The 23,180-nt window shown below is 71.3% G+C and carries 17 protein-coding genes and 2 pseudogenes; 13 read left to right on the top strand and 6 right to left on the bottom strand.

Annotated elements, in window-relative coordinates; all coding sequences use genetic code 11:
- Positions 1 to 9: 9 nt before the first annotated feature.
- The 3 genes from ACWC5O_RS22285 to mreB all read left to right on the top strand — a co-directional run bounded on the left by ACWC5O_RS22285 (position 10) and on the right by mreB (position 6,996).
- Positions 10 to 1,047, top strand: a complete 1,038-nt coding sequence (locus ACWC5O_RS22285; RefSeq protein WP_450591121.1) for an AAA family ATPase — start codon at positions 10 to 12, stop codon at positions 1,045 to 1,047.
- Entirely contained in the window at positions 1,037 to 5,836 is a 4,800-nt protein-coding gene (locus tag ACWC5O_RS22280; RefSeq protein WP_450591119.1) for an SAV_2336 N-terminal domain-related protein, read from the top strand. Before ACWC5O_RS22285 ends, ACWC5O_RS22280 begins: the two co-directional genes overlap by 11 nt.
- Positions 5,837 to 5,958: 122 nt before the next feature.
- Positions 5,959 to 6,996, top strand: coding sequence for a rod shape-determining protein MreB (mreB, locus tag ACWC5O_RS22275; protein WP_450591118.1), 1,038 nt, complete (start codon positions 5,959 to 5,961; stop codon positions 6,994 to 6,996).
- A gap of 172 nt (positions 6,997 to 7,168) precedes the next feature.
- Here the strand turns inward: mreB and ACWC5O_RS22270 are convergent, their stop codons facing one another.
- Positions 7,169 to 7,702: an MFS transporter gene (locus tag ACWC5O_RS22270; RefSeq protein WP_450591116.1), complete on the bottom strand. Its 534-nt coding sequence runs from the start codon at positions 7,700 to 7,702 to the stop codon at positions 7,169 to 7,171.
- Positions 7,703 to 7,710: 8 nt separating this feature from the next.
- On the opposite strand from ACWC5O_RS22270, the gene ACWC5O_RS22265 reads away from it, so the two are divergent.
- Positions 7,711 to 8,211, top strand: a complete 501-nt coding sequence (locus tag ACWC5O_RS22265; RefSeq protein WP_450591115.1) for a LysR substrate-binding domain-containing protein — start codon at positions 7,711 to 7,713, stop codon at positions 8,209 to 8,211.
- A 224-nt stretch (positions 8,212 to 8,435) separates the two neighbouring features.
- On the opposite strand, the gene ACWC5O_RS22260 is transcribed toward ACWC5O_RS22265, so the two are convergent.
- The 3 genes from ACWC5O_RS22260 to ACWC5O_RS22250 form a co-directional block, all read right to left on the bottom strand.
- Entirely contained in the window at positions 8,436 to 9,710 is a 1,275-nt protein-coding gene (locus ACWC5O_RS22260; protein ID WP_450591113.1) for a protein kinase domain-containing protein, read from the bottom strand.
- Between the two features lie 79 nt (positions 9,711 to 9,789).
- The gene (locus ACWC5O_RS22255; RefSeq protein WP_450591111.1) at positions 9,790 to 11,265 is read right to left on the bottom strand and encodes an extracellular catalytic domain type 1 short-chain-length polyhydroxyalkanoate depolymerase; all 1,476 of its coding nucleotides are present in this window, start codon (positions 11,263 to 11,265) and stop codon (positions 9,790 to 9,792) included.
- 209 nt (positions 11,266 to 11,474) lie between these two features.
- Positions 11,475 to 12,218: an alpha/beta hydrolase gene (locus tag ACWC5O_RS22250; RefSeq protein ID WP_450591110.1), complete on the bottom strand. Its 744-nt coding sequence runs from the start codon at positions 12,216 to 12,218 to the stop codon at positions 11,475 to 11,477.
- 251 nt (positions 12,219 to 12,469) lie between these two features.
- Between ACWC5O_RS22250 and ACWC5O_RS22245 the strand changes: the two genes are divergently transcribed.
- The 8 genes and pseudogenes from ACWC5O_RS22245 (at position 12,470) to ACWC5O_RS22210 (ending at position 21,467) form a co-directional block, all read left to right on the top strand.
- Positions 12,470 to 14,836, top strand: a complete 2,367-nt coding sequence (locus ACWC5O_RS22245; RefSeq protein ID WP_450591109.1) for an alpha-amylase family glycosyl hydrolase — start codon at positions 12,470 to 12,472, stop codon at positions 14,834 to 14,836.
- 75 nt (positions 14,837 to 14,911) lie between these two features.
- On the top strand, positions 14,912 to 17,917 hold the full coding sequence (locus ACWC5O_RS22240; protein ID WP_450591108.1) for a carbohydrate binding domain-containing protein: 3,006 nt from the start codon (positions 14,912 to 14,914) through the stop codon (positions 17,915 to 17,917).
- 109 nt (positions 17,918 to 18,026) lie between these two features.
- A complete protein-coding gene (locus ACWC5O_RS22235) occupies positions 18,027 to 18,725 on the top strand; it encodes an NADPH-dependent F420 reductase (protein WP_450591107.1) in 699 nt (232 codons plus the stop codon).
- 208 nt (positions 18,726 to 18,933) lie between these two features.
- Complete coding sequence (locus tag ACWC5O_RS22230; RefSeq protein ID WP_450591105.1) at positions 18,934 to 19,530, top strand: TetR/AcrR family transcriptional regulator; 597 nt, start codon at positions 18,934 to 18,936, stop codon at positions 19,528 to 19,530.
- A 65-nt stretch (positions 19,531 to 19,595) separates the two neighbouring features.
- A complete protein-coding gene (locus ACWC5O_RS22225; RefSeq protein ID WP_450591104.1) occupies positions 19,596 to 20,129 on the top strand; it encodes a hypothetical protein in 534 nt (177 codons plus the stop codon).
- Positions 20,130 to 20,163: 34 nt separating this feature from the next.
- A pseudogene (locus tag ACWC5O_RS22220) lies at positions 20,164 to 20,403 on the top strand (dihydrofolate reductase); the annotation flags it as partial.
- Positions 20,403 to 20,552, top strand: a complete 150-nt coding sequence (locus tag ACWC5O_RS22215) for a hypothetical protein (RefSeq protein ID WP_450591199.1) — start codon at positions 20,403 to 20,405, stop codon at positions 20,550 to 20,552. The pseudogene ACWC5O_RS22220 and the gene ACWC5O_RS22215, both read left to right, overlap by 1 nt.
- Before the next feature lie 267 nt (positions 20,553 to 20,819).
- Positions 20,820 to 21,467: a CBS domain-containing protein gene (locus ACWC5O_RS22210; protein WP_450591103.1), complete on the top strand. Its 648-nt coding sequence runs from the start codon at positions 20,820 to 20,822 to the stop codon at positions 21,465 to 21,467.
- Between the two features lie 626 nt (positions 21,468 to 22,093).
- Here the strand turns inward: ACWC5O_RS22210 and ACWC5O_RS22205 are convergent.
- The gene (locus tag ACWC5O_RS22205; RefSeq protein ID WP_450589885.1) at positions 22,094 to 22,237 is read right to left on the bottom strand and encodes a universal stress protein; all 144 of its coding nucleotides are present in this window, start codon (positions 22,235 to 22,237) and stop codon (positions 22,094 to 22,096) included.
- A gap of 219 nt (positions 22,238 to 22,456) precedes the next feature.
- Between ACWC5O_RS22205 and ACWC5O_RS22200 the strand changes: the two genes are divergently transcribed.
- On the top strand, positions 22,457 to 22,651 hold the full coding sequence (locus ACWC5O_RS22200; protein ID WP_450589884.1) for a hypothetical protein: 195 nt from the start codon (positions 22,457 to 22,459) through the stop codon (positions 22,649 to 22,651).
- Between the two features lie 257 nt (positions 22,652 to 22,908).
- On the opposite strand, the pseudogene ACWC5O_RS22195 reads toward ACWC5O_RS22200, so the two are convergent.
- Positions 22,909 to 23,109: pseudogene (locus ACWC5O_RS22195) on the bottom strand (VapC toxin family PIN domain ribonuclease); the annotation flags it as partial.
- Positions 23,110 to 23,180 lie beyond the last annotated feature (71 nt).

Below are 23,180 nucleotides of genomic sequence, written 5' to 3'. Positions count from 1 at the left end.
AAGGAACCCATGCCCCTTTGGCCCGTGTACACCGGCACGAAGGAGCCGCACGACGGCATCACCGAGCTGCCCGCTCCCCCGCCCTGGCGGGCCTTCGACGGCGGCCCCGCGCTGGACACACCCGCCGCCGAAGCCGACACCGCGGCCACCTCCCCCGACCGCACCCACCGTGCCGCGGCCTACCGGGCCACCCAGCAGACCGTCCAGCTGGTCAACGCGGCCCTCTACCTGCGCCGTCCCCTCCTCGTCACCGGGCCGCCCGGCACCGGCAAGTCCTCCCTGGCCTACGCGGTGGCCCGCGAGCTGAAGCTCGGCCCGGTCCTGCGCTGGAACATCACCAGCCGCAGCACCCTGCACGACGGCCTGTACCAGTACGACCCCCTCTCCCGCCTGTACGCGGCCCGCCAGGCGGCGACCCTCGAACCGGACGCCCCCGCCGCCCCCGAGTCGGGCATCGAGGACCACCTGCGCCTGGGCCCCCTGGGCACCGCGCTCCTGCCCTACGCCCGCCCCCGCGCCCTGCTCATCGACGAGATCGACAAGAGCGACCTGGACCTGCCCAACGACCTGCTGAACACCCTGGAGGAGGGCCAGTACGAGATCCCCGAGCTGGTCCGGTCGTCCGGGTCCGGCGCCCAGGATCCGAAGGCCATGGTCATGGTCGACGGCACCCACGAACGCGTCCCCGTCGAACGCGGCCGGGTCCGCTGCCGGGCCTTCCCCTTCGTCGTCCTCACCAGCAACGGCGAGCGCGAGTTCCCGCCCGCCTTCCTGCGCCGCTGCGTCACCCTGCGGCTGCGCCAGCCCGACGACTCCCACCTCGCCGACATCGTCCGGGCCCACTTCGACGGCGAACCCGACGGCTATGCACGGGAGTTGATCGACCGGTTCCTGTCCCGCGTGGACGGCGGCGACCTGGCCACCGACCAGCTGCTCAACGCGATCTACCTGGCCCGCTCCTCCGACCTGCCGGCGGACTCCCTGAACGGCCTGGCGGAACAGCTCATGCCGTACCTCGGCGAGGTCCAGCGCCCCGATGCCTTCTGACCGTCCCGGCTCCCCGGACCCGCTCGCCCGCCTGGCCGACGTACTGGCCGAGGCGCGGGGCGGCGTGCGCCCGACCTCGCTGGAGCTGGCGGAACTGCTGTGGCTGGCCGGGCAGTTGGAACCGAGGGGCGAGACACCTCGTCCCGCTCCCCCGGATCCCGCACCGGACGTACCCCAGCAGCGGCTCCCGCCCCCGACGGACGAACCTGCGACCACCCCGCCGGCACCGGAACCCACCCCGGCCGCACCCCGGGTATCCGCCCGCGCCCCGCTCCACCTGCCGTCCCCCGCCCCCTCCGCACGCGGCGCGCACGCCTCCCTCCTGGCACCGGCGCCCCCGATGCTCCGCCACCCGCTGGGGCTGCAACGCGCACTCCGCCCCCTCAAACGCCGTACCGACGCCCCCTCCGGTCACCGCCTGGACGAGCGGGCCACGGCCGACCGCATCGCCCGCCTCGGCGCGGCCCCCGAGTGGTGGCTGCCGGTGCTGCGCCCCGCCCGCGAGCGCTGGCTGCGGCTGAACCTGGTGTACGACACCGGCCCGACGATGCCCGTCTGGCGCCCTCTGGTCCGCGAACTGCACACGGCCCTGGCCCAGTCGGGCATCTTCCGCACCGTGACCCTCCTTCGTGCCGCACCCGACGGCACGGTCCACGGCCACGGCACGCACACTCCCGCCGACGGCCGCACGGTCACCCTCGTGATCAGCGACTGCATGGGCCCGCAGTGGCGGCCGGGCAAGGCGGGACAGCGCTGGAACGGCACCCTGCGCCGCTGGATCCGGCAGCTGCCCGTCGCCGTCGTCCAGCCCCTCCCCGAGCACCTGTGGCGCGACACCGCGCTGCCGGCTGCCCCGGGCCTCCTGTCGGCACCGCATCCGGCCGCACCGACGGCCGCCCTGACCTTCGCGCCGTACGACACGTACGACGACACCCCCGCCGACGGCCTGCCGCTGCCCGTGCTGGAGCCGGACCCGAAGTGGCTGGCGAACTGGGCGGGCCTGCTGACCGCGGCGGGTGGGACGGCGTTCCCCGGCTCGGCGGCGCTGCTGGACCGTCCCCTGGCCCCGAAGACACGTACGGACATCTCACAGCTCTCCCCGGAGGAACTGGTCCTCCGCTTCCGGGCGGCCTCCTCCCCCGAGGCCTTCCGGCTGGCCGGCCATCTGACCCTCGGCCGCCCCGACCTGCCGGTGATGCGCCTGGTCCAGCGCGCGGTGGAAGCCGACCCGCGCCCGCAGCACCTGGCCGAGGTGATCCTCAGCGGTCTCCTGACCTCGGTCTCCGGCCCCCCGGGTTCGTACGCCTTCCGGCCGGGTGTACGGGACCTGCTCCTGCGCAGCCTGCCGCGCTCGTCCCGGGGCCGTACGACGGAACTGCTCGCGCGAGTGGGCGGGTTGATCGAGGAGCGGGCGGGGGCGGCACCCGGGGAGTTCCGGGCGGTGACGCCCGCGACCGGCGGTGCGGGACCGGTGGGGGCCGACGGGGAGGCGATCGCGACGGTCCGGCCGGAGACCGTACGCCGACTGACCGGGCAGACCGCCGCTCCGGCGGGCCGGTACGGCGAGTACCGGCTGGTGCGGCGGCTCGCTCCGGGCGGGTCGGTGTGGCTGGCCGAGGGCGTGGCGGATTCGGAGCGAGTGGCGTTGCGGCTGCTGGAGCCGGTCGCCGAGCCGGCCCGCCGGGAGGCCTTTCTGCGGGATGCGGCCCGGCTGAAGGAACTGGTCCACCCGAACCTCGTGCCCGTCCGTGGCTTCGGGATCGAGGGTGACGTCCCGTATGTCGCCATGGAGTATCTGGACGGCGTCGCCCAGAGGACTCTGGCGGCGCGCAGCGGCTATCTCCTTCCGCCGCCGTTGGTGGCCTCGATCGCGAGTGAGCTCGCCCACGCCGTCACGGCCCTCCACGGGGCCGGCCTCACGCATGGCGGAATCGGCCCGTCCCAGATCATGCTGCTGCCCGGCGGCGCCGCCAAGCTCGCCGTCCGCGAGCCGGGCCGTACCTCGGGGCCGGAGGGGCGGGCCGAGGACCTGCGGGCGCTGTGCGAACTGCTGCTGCAGCTGACCGCGGGGACCTCCCGGCTGACTCTGCCCGTCTGGCCCGACGAGCTGGGACGACTGCCGCGGACCTTGCAGGATTCCTACGCCCGTGCGTTCAACCTGCTGATGTCATCGTCACTGGAGGACCAGGAACGCGGCGCTGACCTGCTCACGCGCGAGGAACTGCTGCTGCGGGCCCGGGAGGCCTACGGCCGGCGGTTCTACTACGTCCTGGGCCCGATGTGCGCGGAACTCCCGGTGCGCACACCGGAGTTCGCACCTCTTGAGCAGGCCGCTCTGGCCCTCCTGCTGCTCCGGAACGGCCGCACGGTGACCTACGAACAGTTCAGGACCGGCCTGTGGGACCGCGGTGACGAGCCGGAGGACGCCGTGGCGGTCCTGGGCCGAGTCGCCTCCCGGCTGCGGAACGCCCTGGGCCCCGGCACGCTGGCGACCCTCCCCGACGGCTATGCCCTGCACACCAGCGCCGACTACGTGGACCTGGTCCACTGCGAGGAACTGGAGCGCACGGCCACCGCCCTGGCCGATCAGGGATCCCTCGAGCAGGCACGGGACTGCCTGGAGTCGGCCCTGCGCCTGTGGCGCAGCGCGGGCCCCCTCGCGGACGTCCCGGGCCCCGCGGCCCGTACGGCCCGTACCAGCCTCCGCCAGTTCCAGCTCGGCCTGTGCCGCAAGCGGGCCGAAGTCGACCTGGAGATGGGCGAGTACGAGCGCGCGGCCACGGACCTCGGCGACCTCCTGCGCGTGCACCCGGACCACGAGGACTTCCGTCGGCTGCTGCTGATCGCGCTGAGGAAGCTGGACCGCATCGAAGAAGCGCTGGAGGTGTACCAGGAGTACGAGTGGTCGGGCGGCAACGATCCCGCGCTGCTGGCACTCGGCCACGAGCTGCGGGGCGAGTACGACGACTACGAGGATCCGGAAGAGCGGGCCCAGGAATACGACGCGGGGCCGGAATACGGCGCCTGGGCCGCCACCGACGAACTGCCGGAAGGCCCCTACCCCACCGAGGAACCGTCGCTCCTCTACGGTCCCGAGGACCCGGCGGAGGAGCGGCCGCTGCCGCGGGACGAGGTGCCGGAGAGCCTGTTCACCGGGGAGGACACGCACGACGAGCCCGTCGCTCCCTCCCGCGCCGTAGCCCTGTTCGAATGCGTGAACGGACCCGGGGATGAGGACGACCGGGCGGCGCTGGGCCGGGCGGTCGTACGGCTGCTGGTGGCGAGCGGGCTGGATCCGGCCCGTTATGCGCTGGATGCGCGGGAGAACGGATGGTCCGTGCGGCTCGAACTCGGCGTGTCGGAGCTGCCGTTGGTTGCCGTCACCCTTCAGGAGTTCTCGGACCGGGTCGCCGAGACGGGCGGCCTCCGATGGCAGGTGACGTTCTTCGACGAGGACGGGGACGTGTGGCACTCCACAGATGAACTCGCCGATCACATCCGGGACATGAACCGCGCCCAGGGCATCGTCCGCGTCTCCGACGCGCTCCGGAGCAGGCTGATCGACGGCGGCCACCCGGTCCAGGGCCTGCAGCACATGAGCTTCCGCTTCCCCGAAGGCGGCTGGTGCCTTCTCGCCCATCCCCCCTCCGCCGACACGGTTGATCCCGTCCAAGGCCCCTTCCGCCTGCCTGCGCGGGTTCCCCTCCCGGAGCCCGTGGGCGGCACCAGGGCCGTCGTGTACACGACGTACGGCACGGGGCTCACCCTCAACCGGCCCGCGGGATCGACGTTCTACTACGAGGTGAACCTCGCCGAACGCCGCTCGGAGCTGGACGAACGCGGCCCTGTCGTCGACGGAGTTCGCTTGTTCCGGGCCACGGGCGAGGTGGTCTGGCGCATCACCGATCCGGTCGCGGCCGTTGCCACCGTGGTCGAGGGGAGCACAGCCCGCGGCCACATCCAGAGGTTGGTGCGCTCCCACCTGGACCACCTCACGCTCAACTACCCGCCGACTCCACCGAGGGTCGCGTTCAACGACCTCCCGAGAGACGACGCCGTATCGGGGTGCACCGTCCGCTGGCCCGTCGACTTGATCAAGGCCGGTGCGTCGCCCGCTCCTGTGAAGCGCCGGGTCAGGGCCGATCTGGTGGACGCACTCCGAAAGGCCCAGGCCGTCGTTCTGGGCTTCGACGGACTCCTGGCCGACTTCACCTCCGCGCGCAGGGCGGCCGAGGTCGTCCCCTCGCTCCGGCGGGAGTTCGAGTTCCTGGACGACTCCCCGCAGCGTCATCCCGTGAACCTGCTCCAAGCACACGAACTCCACAGGTCGGCACCGGACCTGCGCACCCGCCTCGCGGCGCTGGAAACGACAGCCGCCTCGCTGGCGGGCCCCGTGCCCGACGCCGACCTCCTGGTGCGCACCCTCGCCGACCGGGGCCGGACACTCGCTGTGGTCGCCGACTGTGCGAGGCAGGCCGCGGAGCAGTACCTGTGGCGGCGTCGGCTCATGAGCGAACTGAGAGGTGGAGTGCACGGACGCTACGGCGTCGACTCCCCGGTGAGGCCCATCGGCAACACACTGGACGAAGCCGTCCGCGCCACCCGCGTCCGCCGTCGCAGATGCCTGGTGATCGCCACCACCATGGCCGAGGCGGCCGCGGCGCACGTCCTGGGTGTCAAGTACGTCTGGGTGGGCGCCACCCGCACGACCATCGACGAGACCCCCGTCCTCGGCATCCCAGGGAAGGATGGCCTGCGCCCCCTCCTCGACGCCGCCCGCTCCCTGTGAAACCCCCCATTCAGCCGCGCCCCACCCGGCCCCCTCCCGCAGGCGCGCCGCCGGAATCCCCCAGAGGATGCGAAAGAAGCCGCCGTCCGGCCGCAAGACCTGCGCACTCGGGAGGATCTGCCGTGACCGTCAGTCTGGAGCAGCTGCGCCGTTGCTACTTCGCCGTCGATCTGGGTGCGGCCCGTACCCGGGTGTATGTGAAGGGTGCCGGTCTCGTCGTCGACCAGCCCTCGGTCGTGGCCGTGAACACCCGTACCGGTGCCCTCATCGCGGTGGGCGAGTTCGCGGCGGAGATGACCGGGAAGACGCCGGGTTACATCAGGGTCCAACGCCCCGTCTCCGGCGGCACGATCGTCGACATCGAGATGGCCCAGCGCATGCTGCGCCACCTGCTCGGGGACAAGATGCGCCGGACGCTGCGCCGCAAGCCCCGGCTGCGCGCGGCGGCCTGCACCCCGCACGACGCGGATCCGCTGGCCCAGCGGGCGACGATCGAGACGCTGGTCGGGCTGGGGGCGCGGCGGGTGGAGCTGGTGGACACGCTCATCGCGGCCGCGGTGGGATGCGGGCTGCCCGTGGAGCGGCCCGAGGCCAACATGATCATGGTGTGCGGGGCGGCGGCCACGGAGGTGGCCGTGCTGTCGCTGGGGTCCATCGTGGTCGCCGAGCGGATCCCGGTGGGCGGGGAGGCCGTGGACTACGCGATCGTGCAGCATCTGCGGCACCAGCACGAGCTGATACTGCCCAGCCGGGCCGTACGGCCGCTGCAGCTCGCCCTGTCCGGCAACGGACTCACCCCGCACGGTCCGGCCTCGACGGAGATCCACGGGCGGGACGTGGCCACCGGGCTCGCGCGCAGCGTCCACGTCGACACCAAGGCCGTGCGCAACGCCATCCAGACCCCGCTCACGGCGGTCCTGGACGGGATCGGCAAGGTGCTGCGCGACTGCCCGCCCGACCTGGTGGCCGACGTCGCCGAGCGCGGGATCATGATGGTCGGCGGCTCCGCGCTGCTGCCCGGCCTGGACCAGATGCTGCGCCAGGCGACCGGCATCCCGGTGCACATCGCCGAACGGCCCGAACTGTGTGCCGTACAGGGTCTCGGGGACATGATGGAGGGCCGGATCGAGCCGCTGGTCCTCGACCCGCTGGCCGCCTGAGGCAGCCCGGCAGCGCGTGCCCGACGGTCCTGTCCCCCAACTGCCGCCCCTCCCGGAAACCGTCCTCGGCGTCGGCTCCGAGCTGGAGCGGCTCTGCAGCGCATCGTGGACGGCGCCGGCGAGCTGGGGTGGGGTCCGGTCCTTCTGCGTCGGCCACGTCGTGTTCGTGGCGTCAGGCACTGGTTTCGGCCGTTGACCCGGCCACCAGCAGCACCGCCGGCAGGCCGATGCCGATGAGGACGTAGCCGAAGGTGGTGAGCGCGCCGAGGGTGCCGAGCACCGCGACGCCCAGCGCCGAGCCCGCCCGGCGGACGCCGTTGAGCGCGCCCTGGCTGGTGGCGGCGTACTCGGGCGGTGCCGAGACGGCCATCGCTGCGGCGGCGCCCGGGATGGACGGCGTGCCGGCGGCGGCGAGCGCCAGCTCGGCGGCGATGATCAGCGGCAGCGGCGGATGGTGGCCGCCGCAGCAGGCCAGCAGCACACCGGCGACGACGGAGGCGGCCATGCCGGTCAGCAGGACCGGGCGGGGGCCGTAGCGGGCCACCAGCCGGCCGGTGAAGAAGGGCATGACGCACACGGGGAACGCGATCGGCAGGGAGGCCGGTCCGGCCTTGAGCGGGGTCAGGTCGTAGGTGTGCTGCAGCCACACGGCGAACATGTACATCCCGCCGAAGTAGGCGAAGCAGGACACCGCGGCCGCGACCATGGACGCCCGTGCCTTGGGCAGTCCAGTACGACAACGGCGTCCGCGCGCTCGGCCCGCACGCGGTCGTCGGGCACGACCGTACGGTGCTGGTGGCGGGGCCCGGCCGTCCGCCGGCCCGGCAGGAGCTGGTGACGCCCGAGCAGATGGTGCGGTACGACTTCCTGGTGGCCGAGCCCGGGTGCACCTCGGAGATGCTGGTGGACCGCTTCGGCACGGACTTGCTGGCCGGGGCCCAACTGGCGGTGATCCAGGGGTCGTTGTCCGCACTGCTGCGCCTCGCCGGGCACGGGCACGGTGTCTCGCTGCTGCCGGAGCTGGCGGTCGCCCGGGAGCTGCGGGAGGGCGAGCTGGTCGAACTGCGGCTGGCCGAGCGGATCCGCCCGGTCAGCATCGTCGCCCAGTGGCGTCCGCGGCTGGGGCCGGGCGAGCGCACGCTGCGCGCGCTGCTCGACGTGGCCCGCCGCGCGGACCCGCTGCCCGAGGTGACCCGGGCGGCGCGGGCATCCTGATTCTTCAGGTCATCAGTACGGCAGGATGCGCCCCGAGGGCGTCCTGCGGTCGATCTCCTGCCCGCGCGGGGCGGCGGGCCGACGAATGACACGTACCCGGATCCGACGGTCCATGACGCCCTCCTCCTGCCGGCACCGCCCCCTCGGCGGATCCCGTAGGAGGTGCGTGCCCAGGACAAGGCATGTCCAAGCCAAGTACGGGCCATGTCTTGGTTCTTGAACGGCTACCTGCCGGAAAGGTAGCGGCCCAGGACGTGGTCGAGGTGTGCGATCCATTCGGCGAGCCGGGCCGAGCGGCGGGCGTTCAGCTCGCAGGAGTACACGCCGCCGTCCCACAACCGCACCGTCACGGTGAGCCGGCTGCCGCGCGGGGAGGGCGTACGGACGACACCGGCGATCTCCGCCCACTCGAAGTCCGCCGCGGCACCGGCGACTTCGAGGATCACGCCGGTCGCGTTCACGACGACCCGGGAGTCCCGGTCGGCGAGCTCGACCTCCGGCGCGCCGTACGGAAGCGGCGGCCCGAAGCCGTACGGGACCTGCGGCGCAGTCGCGGGCGGTGGGGGGAGGTGCGGGGTCATCGCGGGCTGCGCGGGCGTCGCCGGATGGTGCGGGGGCGTCCAGGACGACACGGGTGGTGCCGCTGGGTGATGGGGCGTTGCGGGCGTTGCGGGTGCGGCGACCGTCGGGGTGTACGGCGGTGCGCTCGGCGGGGTCCGCTCCTGCGGTTCCCCGGTCAGCCGGTCCAGCAGTTGGGTGGGCGTCGGCCGGTCCGCGGGGTCCTTGGCCAGGCAGGCCGACACCAGGTCCACCAGCCCGGCGGGTACGGCGGACACGTTCGGCGGTTCGTGCACGGAGCGGTACATCAGCCCCATGGGCGTGCCCTCGCCCCAGGCGCTGCCGCCGGCCGCGGCGACCAGGACGGCGCCGAGGGCGAACACGTCGGCGGCGCCGGTCACATCGTTGCCGAGGGCCTGTTCGGGGGCGAGGAAGCCGGGCGTGCCGAAGGCGGTGCCGGTGGCGGTGAGGCGGGTGGACTCGACGGCCCGGGCGATGCCGAAGTCGAGGACGCGCGGCCCGTCCTCGGCCATGATGATGTTGCCGGGCTTGAGATCGCGGTGCACCAGACCGCAGGAGTGGATGGACTCCAGCGCCTCGGCGAGCGCGGCGGCCAGGGACCGCAACTGTGGCTCGTCCATGGCGCCTTGGGCGGCGAGCCGGGCCGCGAGGGTGGGTCCCGGAATGTAGGCGGTCGCCAGCCACAGCGGTTCCCCGTCGACGTCCGCGTCCACCACCGGCGCCGTGTGGAAGCCGCCGACCGTACGGGCCGCCTCGACCTCGCTGCGGAACCGCTCGCGGAAGACCGGGTCCGCCGCCAGCTCGGCCTTGGCGACCTTCAGCGCGACCGCACGACCACCCCGCGTCCGCGCGAGAAAGACGGTCCCCATCCCTCCCTCACCGAGCTTCCGCTCGACGAGGTAGCCCCCTATGCGTTCCATGCGCACAGTATGAACGCCGGGCAGGGCACGGGACCCGACGGCCCGCTCATGAGCCCGGCGTCAGGGTGCCCCTACGGCGTCAGGACGGGCAGCCCGAGTCGGCTATCACGTAGTAGCCGGACGAGGTCTCCTCAAGGGTGTGGGTGACGGCGACGTTGTAGAGGCCCATGCTCTGGTCGGAGCCGTCGGCATGGACGTAGCCCAGGCTCTGGTGGGCTCGACCGGCCGCGACCTGGTTGTAGTTGTTGTCCGTGAAGCACTGCGGCTGGTACCCGGTGGTGGTGGCCGGGACCGTCGGCGACCGGGTGCCGACCACGCCGCCGGAGTCCACGGCGGCGACGGTGTAGGTGTACGTCGTGCCGGAGCCGAGCCCCGTGTCGGTGTACGACGTGCCGGCGGTCGAGCCGACCTTGCCGCCGCCGCGGTACACGTTGTACGACGCCGCGCCGCTCACCGCGGACCAGGACAGCGACGCGGTGGTGTCGGTCGTGCCGGTGACCGTGAGCCCGGCGGGTGCCGGGAGGCTGCCGGTGCCGCCCCCGTCCGAGCCGTCCAGGCCCCAGAACTTCGCGGTCCAGTACGACGAGCAGATGGAGTCGAGGTAGTACGTCCCGGTGCTGCCGCACTGGTCGGTGCCGGAGCCGGGGTCGACCGCGAGGCCGTGTGCCATGCCGGAGACGGAGAAGGTCTCCACCGCGGGCCTGCCGTTCGTGTCGTCGTACACGGCCTGTGTGGTACCGCCGGTCAGGGTGGTGGTCGAGGACGGCGTCTGCCCGATGCCCCAGACGTCGGTCCACTGGTCCCGTTCCTCGGTGGCGTTGGCCGGGTTGACCGTGGTGTCACCGGTGCCCTGCCAGATCGCGACGCGCGGCCAGGGGCCGCCCCAGCCGCCAAAGGCGCTGCGGACCGCGTCGCCCCACTGCCTCGGGGTCTTGTTCACCGCGTTGTACTCGCAGGTCAGCCCACTGGAGAGATCGGTCGCGCAGCCCGCCGGGATGCCGGAGTCGATGGCGCCGCCCGCGAACACGTCGGGGTAGTCGGCGAGCATGACCGAGGTCATCCCGCCGCCCGCCGACAGTCCCGTGACGTAGACGCGGCCGGGGTCGCTGCCGTAGTGGGACTTGGCGTAGTCCACCATCTGCCTGATCGACAGCGCCTCGCCCTGGTCACGGGTGGAGTCGGAGGACTGGTACCAGTTGAAGCAGGAGTTGGCGTTGTTGGAGCTGCTGGTCTGCGGGAAGACCAGCGCGAAGCCGTACGTGTCGGCGTACTTGGGCCAGCCGGAGTGGCTGTAGTAGTCGCCGGCGCTCTGGGTGCAGCCGTGCAGGGCCACCACCAGCGGCGCGCCGGAGGGCAGGTTGTCGGGGGCGTACTGGAACATCCGCAGACCGCCCGGGTTGGAGCCGAAGCCCGTGACCTCCTGAAGGCTCGCGGCCTGCGCCGGAGTCGGGGAGAGTCCGAGGACCACGGCGATCAGGGACAGGACCAGTGCCGCCGCGGAGGCGGGACGGGGCCATGAGCGGCGGGGTGTGGACGGGGGTGAAGTGGGGTTCATCGTGCCACCTGGGGTGATCGCGACGGGTGGGGAGGGGGAAGGCAGCCGTGCCCGTCTCCGAATTCCGGTGTGCGGCTTCGGAGTTACGGGAACGTTACGACCGGGCTTTCGAGGGCCGTAATGGAGACGCGCCCCACCTCGCGGCGGCACGGGCTGTGGGCCCGCACCGTTGTGACACAGGCGCACCGGGCGGACGACCGCCCGCGGGGTCACCTGTGCTTGGCCATGAACGCCTTGACGAACTCCCACACCTGGGGGTCGGCCCCGAACATGTCGGTGCCATGGGCGTTGCCGTCGACGAGGTGCAGCCTCGCGTCCGGTGACTTCCCGGACTTCTTGTCCTGGGCCGTCACTTCCCTGGCGAAGCCGGAGTCCTGCTTCGCGGCCACGTACAGCACGGGGACGGTCAGGTGCGCGGCGGCCGCTTCGGCGTCCATGCCCTGGTAGAGGCTGGGCCCGGAGAGGTTGATCACCGCGGCGACGGGGGGTTCGGTGATCTTCGGGGCGGCGACGACCGAGGCCGTGCCCCCCTTGGAGGCGCCCATGAGGATGACGCGGGTGACGCCCTTGCCGGCCAGCAGTCGGGCCGCCGCGGTGATCTCCGCCACCTCGTCGCCGATGCTCTGCACGGCCAGCACCCGATAGCCCTCGCCGGCGAGTTCGTCGGCCTGCGGCACCCAGGAGCACACGTCGCTGTTCGCCATGTGTGACAGCACGACGCCGGTGGCGCCCTTGCCCGTCAGATAGCCGCCGACCGGGAAGCCTCCCACCTGGAACTCGATCGACCCGTCGAGCTGATCGCCGTTCAGGCAGCCGAAGTCGTCCCGGGTCTGCGACGCCGACGGCTTCGCACCGCCGCCCTCACTCTTCCCGTCATGGGTGCATCCGGCCGCGAGCGGCAGGACGAGCAGCGCGGACAACGCCGACAACGCCATGAAACGCGTTTTGAGCATGACAATCCCCCGATGCCCCAAGGACGTTGCAGGTGAGCGACCCGACGGATCCTGGACCCGGTCGAGCCCGGCGCGCAAGGGGCGTGGGCCACGTGATCCGTCCTGCGATCCGGGGCCTGCCGATCGTGCGCGAGGTCTTTACGGTACTCAAATGTTGCACTACTTTTCGGCAAGATTCAGCAACTCCTTTCAAGCCACCGGTACTTCGGGACCAGCGCCGGGGCTTGCCCCGCCTGCCCTCAGGAGCCGCCGTGTCTTCGTTCCCCCCTGCCCGCACACGGAGAAGACGCCGCCTCGGCATACGTGCCGCGACAGCGGTCCTCGCCGCCACCGCCGCCCTCGCCGCACCGCTCACCCCCGGCGGGCTCGCCACCCCGGCCGCGGCCGCGGCCGGCGGTCCGCTGGGCGCCCGTTACGACGCGACCGGCACGAACGTGGAGTTCCGGATCTACTCCTCCCGCGCCACCCGCATCGACCTGTACCTCTACCGGGCGGCCACCGGCAGCCAGGAGGCCGCCGCCCTCCAGCTCACCAAGGACGCCGCGACCGGCGTCTGGTCCGTGACCGTCCCCGTGACGACGATCCGGCAGCAGTACGGCATCACCGGCCCTCTCTACTACGGCTACCGGGCCTGGGGCCCCAACTGGCCCTACGACCCGGCGTGGACGAAGGGCTCCACCGCGGGCTTCGTGGCGGACGTCGACGCGGCCGGCAACCGCTTCAACCCGAACAAGCTGCTGACCGACCCCTACGCCTTGGAGCTGAGCCACGACCCGGTCACCTCCGGCACCACCGACGCCTCGGTCTACGGCACCGGCCCCCAGCACCGCGCCGTCGACAGCGCCCCGCAGGCACCCAAGGGCATCGTCCTCGCCTCCGACGCCACGAGCACCGGCACCAAGCCGACCCGGGCCCTGAAGGACGACGTCGTCTACGAGGTGCACGTGCGCGGACTCACCGAGAACGACCCGTCCGTGCCCGCCGCCTACCGCGGCACCTACCAGGGCGCCGCCCTCAAAGCCGCCGACCTCGCCGCCCTCGGCGTCACCGCGGTGGAGTTCCTGCCCGTGCAGGAGACGCAGAACGACGCCAACGACGCGGACCCGACCAGCACGGCCGGGGACAACTACTGGGGCTACTCCACCCTCGACTACTTCGCGCCGGACCGCCGTTACGCCGCCGACCGGAGCGCCGGAGGCCCCACCCGCGAGTTCAAGGAGATGGTGAAGGCGTTCCACGACGCCGGGATCAAGGTCTTCACGGACGTGGTCTACAACCACACCGGCGAGGGCGGCCCCTGGAACGCGAACGACAAGAACACATACAACCTGTTCTCCCTGCGTGGCCTGGACAACCCCACCTACTACTCGCTCACCAGCGACATGCAGAGCCCCTGGGACAACACCGGCGTCGGCGGCAACGTCAACGCCTACAACCCCGTCACCCGCAACCTGATCACCGACTCACTGGCGTACTGGAAGGACACCCTCGGCGTCGACGGCTTCCGCTTCGACCTCGCGCCGGTCCTCGGCAACACCTGCCAGCACGGCTGCTTCCAGTACAGCCGCACCGACCCGAACACCGCGCTGAACCGCATCACGGCCCTGATGCCCGCCCGGCCCGCCGCCGGCGGCTCCGGCACCGACTGGATCGCCGAACCCTGGGCCCTGGGCAGCGGCACCTACCAGGTCGGCAACTTCCCCGCCGGATGGTCCGAATGGAACGACAAGTTCCGTGACACCATGCGCCGCGACCAGAACGCCATGGGCGTGGAGAACGTCACCCCCAGCGACCTGGCCACCCGCTTCGCCGGCTCCTCCGACCTCTACCAGCAAAGCGGCCGCGCGCCCTTCAACTCCGTCAACTTCATGGTCGCCCATGACGGTTTCACCCTCGCCGACCTCTACCGCTGCAACACCAAGAACAACACCCAGGCCTGGCCCTACGGCCCGTCCGACGGGGGGTCGGACTACAACCTGTCCTGGGACCAGGGTGGGAACGCGGCCGATCAGCGCAAGGCCGCCCGCAACGGCCTCGCGTTCCTGATGCTGTCGGCCGGTACGCCGATGATGACCGGCGGCGACGAGTACCTGCGCTCGGTCAACTGCAACAACAACCCCTACAACCTGGACTCCTCGGCCAACTGGCTCACCACGTCCCTCACCGGCGACCAGAGCACCTTCCGCACCTACGCCGAGCGCCTGATCGCCTTCCGCAACGCCCACCCGGCCCTGCGCCCGGCGGACTTCTACAGCTCCGCCGACGGCAACGGCAACGGCATGGGCGAACTGGACTGGTTCACCCCCGCAGGCGGCACACCCGACGGCACCTACTGGGACAACCCCAGCAACCACGCCCTCGCCCGGCGCTACGACGGCACCGAACTCGGCGACCCGAGCAGCGCGATCTACGTCGCCTACAACGGCTGGTCGGGCGACGTCGACTTCACGCTCCCCTCCCCCGGCGCGGGCAAGTCCTGGTACCGCGTCACCGACACCTCCACCTGGGCCGAAGGCACCGATCAGGTCGCCCGCCCCGGCAGCGAGGCCCCGATCGGCGGCTCCGGCACCGTGTACCGGCTGCACGGCCGCGCCGTCCTGGTCCTGATCGCCAAGTAACCGCCGGACCGCGACACCACCACCCGCACGGCCGCGCCCCCACCGCGGCCCCGGCACGAGGAGCGCTCCCCCACCATGTCCCGCACTCTTCCCCCCGGCAGAAGGCGCCGAGTCCGGCCGCTGGCCGCCCTCCTCGCCGCACTGCTCGGCCTGCTCGCGTCCCTGCTCTCCGGCGCGCCCGCGCACGCGGTGACGACCGCCGCCACCGAGGCGAACTCCGCCACGGTCTACTACTACACGCCGACCCGGAACTGGTCCTCGTACTACCTGCACTGGGCACCCGCGGGCGGCAGCTGGACCACCGTCCCGGGCACCCGGATGGACTCCGCCTGCACCGACTGGGTCAAGCTGACCGTCGACCTCGGCACCGCCACCACCTGGCAGGCGACCTTCGACAACGGCTCAGGCACCTGGGACAACGACAACGGCGCCAACTACCAGCTCGGCACCGGAACCATCACGGTCAAGGACGGCGTGGTCGCCCACAGCGACCCGTGCGGTTCGACACAGCCCCCGGCGGGCAACGCGGCGACCGTCTGGTACTCGACCACCTCCGTCGGCTGGCCCACCGTCAACCTGCACTGGGCGCCGGCAGGCGGCAGCTGGACCACCGTCCCCGGCGTCGGCATGGAACCGGCCTGCACCGGCTGGGTGAAGAAGACCGTCGACCTCGGCTCCGCCGCCACCTGGCAGGCCACGTTCAACAACGGCAACGGCGTCTGGGACAACAACAACGGTGCCAACTACCAGCTGGCTCAGGGCAATTCGAAGGTCGTGAACCACACGGTCACGGCCGACGCCACCGATCCCTGCGCCGCCGCCGAACCCGACACCACCGCGCCCACCGCGCCCTCGGGCGTGAGCGCGAGCGTCACCGACACCTCCGTGGTGCTCACCTGGAACGCCGCCACCGACAACGTGGGCGTCACCGGCTACCAGGTCACCCGCACCGGCGGCAGCGACGGCACCTCGGTGACCAACACCTCCTCCACCGTCCTGTCCGTCACCGGTCTGGCGGCCCGCACCTCCTACTGCTGGACCGTGAAGGCCCTGGACGCGGCGGGCAACCTCTCCGCCGCGAGCGCGTCGGAGTGCGCCACCACCGGCGACACACCGCCGCCGCCCGCCGCCGGCACCCCGCTCGGCGGCGACCCCCGCAAGGACCCGATCTACTTCGTCCTCACGGCCCGGTTCTACGACGGCGACAGCTCCAACAACCGTGGCGGCAGCCAGGACGTGAAGTCCGGCAACGCGGCCAACAACGACCCCATGTTCCGGGGCGACTTCAAGGGCCTGGTCCAGAAGCTCGACTACATCAAGGCCCTCGGCTTCTCCGCGGTCTGGATCACCCCCGTCGTCCTCAACCGCTCGGACTACGACTACCACGGCTACCACGGCTGGGACTTCTACCGGGTCGACCCCCGTCTGGAGTCCGCCGGCGCCTCCTACCAGGACATGATCAACGCCGCCCACGCCAAGGGCATGAAGATCTACCAGGACGTGGTCTACAACCACTCCTCCCGCTGGGGCGCCAAGGGCCTGTTCGTCCCCAAGGTCTACGGCGTGCGCGACTCCCAGTGGTCCTGGTACTACGACCAGCCCAACGCGAACTTCGACTACGACGGACTGACCGTCGAACCCGTCTCCGGCAAGTCGTACTACAACGGCGATCTGTGGTCGACGGCCGAGCCCAGAGGCAACACCTGCCTCAACTGGGGCACCCCCACCGGCCAGCACAGCGCCGAGGGCTACACGATCTACAACTGTCAGTGGCCCAGCCCGACCAACAAGCTCTTCCCCGCGTCGCTCTACCACCAGTGCTGGCTGGGCAACTGGGAGGGCGAGGACTCCCGTTCCTGCTGGATCCACGAGGACCTCGCCGACTTCAACACCGAGAACGCGACCGTGCAGCAGTACCTGATCGGCGCGTACGACAAGTACATCGACATGGGCGTGGACGGCTTCCGGATCGACACCGCCGTACACGTACCGCGCATCACCTGGAACCGCCGCTTCCTGCCCGCGATCCACGACGAGGTCACCCGTAGGTTCGGCGCGGACAAGGCCAAGGACTTCTTCGTCTTCGGCGAGGTCGCGGCCTTCGTCAACGACAAGTGGAACCACGGCTCGGTCAACCACTCCGCGCAGTTCTACACCTGGAAGGAGCGCAGGACCTACACCGACGACGACGTCCAGGCGGCACTCGACCAGTACACCTACGAGGAGAACCTGGGTCCCGCCGGACAGCCCACGTCGAGCAACGCCTTCCTGAACGGCAACAGCTACCACACGCCGGACCACAGCCAGTTCAGCGGCATGAACATCATCGACATGCGGATGCACAACAACTTCGGTTACGCGTCCAACGCCTTCGACAACGGCAAGGACTCCGACGACTCCACCAACGACGCCACCTACAACGTCGTCTACGTCGACAGCCACGACTACGGCCCGAACAAGTCGAGCACGCGCTACGCCGGGGGCACCGACGCCTGGGCCGAGAACATGTCCCTCATGTGGACGTTCCGCGGCATTCCCACCCTCTACTACGGATCGGAGATCGAGTTCCAGGCCGGCAAGCAGATCGACTGCGGCCCCACCTGCCCGCTGGCCACCACCGGCCGCGCCTACTACGGCGACAAGGTGGAGGGCGAGGTCACGGCGAGCGACTTCGCCAAGGTCTCCAGCGCCTCCGGCGCGGTGGCCACCACGCTGCAGCAGCCCCTGGTCAAACACCTTCAGCGCCTCAACCAGATCCGCCGTGCCATTCCCGCACTGCAGATGGGCCAGTACTCCACCGAGGGCGTCAGCGGTGACATGGCCTTCAAGCGCCGCTACACCGACACGGCCGCCGGCGTCGACAGTTACGCCCTGGTCTCGGTCGGCAACGGCGCCACGTTCACCGGCATCCTCAACGGCACCTACAAGGAGGCCGTCACCGGCCAGACCGTCACCGTCACCGACGGCACCCTCGACGTCCCCGTTTCCGGCAAGGGCAACCTGCGGGTCTACGTCCTCGACCTGGGTGGCGCCAACGCGGCACCCGGAAAGATCGGCACGGACGGGCCGTATCTGAAGTAACAGGGATGACCGCCTTTCCTTGCAATACCGAACCACTCGGTTTAGTTTTTAGGGGTGCCGAAACGGAGACCGCGTGTCGGCACCCACTTCCGGAAAGGACCCCGTCCTCATGCGCTACGCAGTCCTCGGCACCGGCGTCGTCGGCCGGACGATCGCCGGCAAGCTCGCCTCCCTCGGCCACGAGATCGCCATCGGCACCCGAGACCCGCAGGCCACCCTTGCCCGCACCGAACCCGACGGCTACGGCAACCCGCCGATCGCCCAGTGGCTGGCGCAGCACACGCAGGTGCGTCTGCTGTCCTTCGCCGACGCCGCGGCCTTCGGCGAGGCCGCGGTGAACACCACCGCCGGAGCCGCCTCGCTCCAGGCCCTCCAGGCCGCGGGCGGAGACAACCTCGCGGGCAAGATCCTGCTGGACATCGCCAACCCCCTGGACTTCTCCCAGGGCATGCCGCCCTCGCTGAACCCGGTCAACACCGACAGCCTCGGCGAGCAGATCCAGCGCGCCTTCCCCGAGACGAAGGTCGTCAAGACGCTCAACACCATGAACGCCCAGGTCATGGTGGAGCCGTCCCGGGTGGCCGGCGGGCACGACGTCTTCGTCTGCGGCGACGACACCGGCGCCAAGAAGTTCGCCACCGAGTTCCTCACGGAGTTCGGCTGGCCCCGGGAGAGCGTGATCGACCTCGGCGACATCACGGCCGCACGCGGCACCGAGATGCTGCTGCCGGTCTGGCTCCGCCTGTGGGGCGCGCTGGGCCACGCCGACTTCAACTTCCGCATTCAGGGCGCCCGCACCGGCGCCTGACCCCGAGCCGGGCGGCTGTGCGCCGGGGGTATCCGCCGAACCCCGGCACGCGGACGCCCCTCCGTCCACGACGTCCACGGTGCCGCCGGGGCCATCGCCCCGGTGCTCGCACCCATGGCCACCGTCATGGACGGCAAGACGTTCTGATCACCGGCGAAGGGATAGCGGGACCGAACCGCTCGGTACGGTAGGCCATTATCCTGCGACAATGCGCGAAACGAACACGACGAAGGGCGCGGGGCGGCCGCGCTCCGCGGAGAAGGACACGGCGATTCTCAGCGCAGCCCTGGAGTTGTTGGCGACCCACGGCTACACCCGTATGAGCCTGAGCCAGGTCGCCGCGGCCGCCCAGGTCAGCAAGTCCACCATCCACCTGCGCTGGAAGACGAAGGCGGACCTGCTCACCGCGGCTCTGGAGGCCATTCGCATGGCCGACGCCCCGCCCGCCTGCGGGGAGACACGAGCGGACCTCGTGACGATCCTTCAGGACTTCGCAGCAACCGTGGAACAGGTGCGCGGCATGGCCCTCATCGGCACCTGCCTGGCCGAGGAGGCCCACACCCCCGACCTGCTCATCCTGCTGCGCGAACGGACCGTACTGCCCCGCCGGGCCCTGCTGCGCCAGGTACTTGAACGGGCCGAACACCGGGGTGAGATCCGGCAGGGCTCCGACCTGGAGGCTGCCGTCTCCGCGCTCCTCGGTCCCTTCTACGCCGATTACATGGCAGGACGCGGCGGCCGCCCTGAGTGGGCCGAACAGGCAGTGGACCTTGTCCTGACCGGTCTGCGCGCGCCTCGTGTGTGAGCCCGTGCTCGTACGGGCTCCGCGTCCGGAGGGCCTCCGACACCGGTGACACGCGGGGTGAGGCTTTGCTCTACCCACCAACCGCCAACCTGGCCGTAGTGCGCACCCTCGGCGACGCGCTGGCCGGCACGGGCAAGACCCTCATCGGCGTCCGCCTGACACACACCGGCGATGCAACGCGGGACGCGGCGATCGACGCCAACCCCTCGCTCCGCCCTCGCGCGATCGCCGCATCCACCGAGCAGGGCGTGCGTGCCATGCTGGTCGCGATCCCGCCGGTCACCCACAGCACGCGCGACCGGATCGGCTTCATCCCCAGGCTGATCAAGATCGCCCGCAACTCAGGCGTGTCCGGCTACGTCGACGACGGCACCAACCACTGGGCCGCCGGTCACACCCTGGACGTCGGCCGCCTCTACCGGCTCGATCTGGACAAGGCCCCGACCGGATACCAGCTGTACGCCGCGGCCCGCACCGGGACCCGCGGCCCCGGTGCGGGCCGCGGCTCCCCGTCGAGTCCACAGGCGTCGCGGCCGACGCCACCCCGGCCGTCCTCGGCTTCACCATGGCCGACCGCATTCTCGGCCGCGCGGTCCTGACCGCTACCGCCGAAACCCCCGCCTGACGGGCAGCATGTCCCGACTCATCAACACCATGGAGATGTATCTCCGCACCGTCCTGGAGCTCGAGGAGGAAGGCGTGGTCCCCGTGCGCGCCCGCATCGCCGAGCGGCTCGACCAGAGCGGGCCGACGGTGAGCCAGACGGTGGCGCGCGTGGAGCGCGACGGTCTGCTGCATGTCGCCGGTGACCGGCACCTGGAGCTGACGGAGGGGGCCCGGCGATCCTGGACGCTCTGTTCACCTGGTCACCGGTGGGTCATGTGGTCGTGGACGCGGACCTGCGCGTCCTGCGCGTCCTGCGCGTCAACACCGCCTCCGAAGGCATGCGCGGTGCTCCTGTCGAGCAACTGCTCAGCCGACCGGTGACCGAGGCCTTCGACATGGCCGACCCGACGGAGTGAAGACGATGGTCCGCGCAGTGCTCGACAACGGTGCGCCCGTCCTCGACCGGCTCGTGCACGGCCGCCCGTCGGCCGGTTCCGGTCGTGAGACCGCCGGCCCTCCTGGCCAGGCCGAACGTGACTGGCCGCCGGAGCGGCACGGTGCTGTCATGGGTGGGGAAGACTGCGTGGACGAGGATGGCAGGGCCGCGGAGGCTGAAGCGCCGCGTCGTACGCCCGGCGGTCCGACCGCAGCTGCCCCGTCGCAAAGCGGAGGAGGTCGATGCCATGCTGCACCGCCGCACGGTCGGCGACGTGATGACCGAGGAGGTCGTCACCCTCCGCCCCGACACACCGATCCAGGAGGTCGCCGCCCTGCTGGATGCGAATGACATCGTCGCGGCCCCGGTCGTCGAAGACGACGGCGGCGCCCCCATCGGCGTCGTGTCCGCGTCCGACGTGCTGCGGCACGAGACCGGCATGCCCGATCCGCAGGGGCAGCACGGGAACGACGAGCGCGCCTGGGGCAAGGCCCGGGCCCGGACCGCGGGCGCGCTCATGAGCAGCCCCGTCTTCACCGCCCGCGCCGACTGGACGATCCCCCGGGCCGCGCGGGAACTCCGCAGGCGGCACGTCAAGCAACTGCCGGTGGTCGGCGACGACGGACTCCTCACCGGCATCGTCAGCCGCAGCGACCTGCTCGACGCCTTCATCCGCTCCGACGCCGAGATCCGCGGCGAGATCGAGCGGGACGTCCTGGGACGCATCCTCGGCCTGGACGCAGGCACCGTCGCGGTCGAGGTCCACGACGGGGTCGTCACCCTGCGGGGCCACGTTCCGGAACCGCGTCTCGTCCCAGTGGTCGTGGGCCTCTGCCAGGGCGTCGACGGAGTCGTCGCCCTGGACGCCCGCCTCGCCGCAACCCGACAGGGCTAGGGGGTGTCGTTCGGATCATCCCGGTGCCGCGGGGCCTGGCACGCACATCTGCGGCGTTGTCGTCACTCGCCGACGCTCCGCGTCGCCTCCCTCCTCCGCCTTGCAGCTGCACGCACCAGGCCCCGCTCGGGTCGGCCAGTCCGCACCGCTTGTCACGGCCGACCTGATCCAAACGACACCCCCTAGTGCCCCGGCAGGCAACGTTTGCCCGTCGAGGAGCGGCGTCCGGTGCGTGCTCTCGGCGTGCCGGCCGGAAGTCCTCGTACTGGAGACGCAGCAGTCGTGTTCGGCATTGTGAACGTAGTTCGGGAAGCTCTTCGAAGAGCGCGCTTACCGACGGCTCGTTCCAGCGCCGCGAGTTGTTCGCCGACCTTGCTGTCCGGGTCCGCCGGTGGCTCCCGCGGCCAGAAGGACACGGCACGCTTCGGTGGCGACGGTGAAGCCCGGCAAGCCCATGCGGGCCATTTCCGCGAGGTTCGCGCCTTTTTCCTCCGAGCCGCTCGGCCATGTCCCGGCCGCCCTCGGAGGAGTCGTGCACATAGGTGCTCATTGCAGGTTGCCCGTCTCATCCGTGGGTGCCATCTCCCCGCGACGCAGCTTTCCGGCCGCACCGGCGGCCGTTCGTATCAGTCGTGCGGTACGACCGCGACGGGAGCCATGGAATGGTGCAGAACCCCATGGGTGACGGCGCCGATATGGCTGCCTATCCGTGCGCGGCGGCTCCGGCGTCCCACCACGACCAGCGGGGCGTCGCGGGATGCCTCGGCCATCGGTCCGGCGGCGACATGGGAACCGGGCTGTTCATGTCCGATCCGTTCCCGGGAACAGCGGCAAGGGGGCAAAGCCCGTGCAGTTCGCCTTGCCGCCGGCGAGGGCCGTATGGCGCGCACAGGGGTCAACAGACCCCTGGGAGCACCCCGGAGCCTTCGGAACAGTGAAGGCGGCACGGAAAACGGAGCCTTGTGGACCACAGACAAAGGGGGTGTGCCATGGCTGGGTTGCTTGCCATCGGCGCCATCACTTCGATCGGTTTCGGCGCCATCCTCACCTTCGCCGTGGACTGGCAATGGCGCAGCGCCGACCGGCCCCTCGTCGGACTGATCATGATGGCTGTCGGCGCCATCGGGCTCGCTGTCGCCGCGAGCGCGGACCGCCAGGGCAGCGGGACGGGGAAATCGCCCTGAGTGCTCGCCGTGGGTGCGGACCACCCACGGCGGACATCGTCGGACGCTCCTCACGAGCCATGTGCCCGGGGCCACGCCTCGCCGTCACGGGCTCCGGCGTCTCTTGCGCAGATGGTGGCGTCCGACCACCGAGGCCGAAACCAAAGCAAGCGCGCCGCTGACCGCTCTACTGCCCCTCGGTCGCGGCCATGAGTGGGTACCTCATGCCGTCCCCGCCACCCCGCGAAAGGCGCTCCGAGGGCAGACGAAGGCGATCGACTGCGGACTTGCCGTTGCTGGGCCTCCTTCACAACGTCCGCCACCGCGACGAAGTCGTTGTCCACATGGAGCACGGTGTGGCCGTGGTGGACCGCCGTCGCGCAGACAAGGAGATCGATAGGGCCGGCCGCACGGTGCTGTCCGTGCTGGGTGAGCTTGTACTGGGCGGTGTCCACCCAGCGCCAGGCGTTCTTCGGTACGCCCCGGCTACCGATTCTCGGACCCGAGCGTGTTCTCGAACTCGATTCCGGGCAACCACGGGCAGTGAGCG

Source organism: Streptomyces sp. NPDC001450, assembly GCF_053597295.1.
Note: the sequence above shows the minus strand (reverse complement) of the source record. Positions and strands in the feature narration are given on the sequence as shown.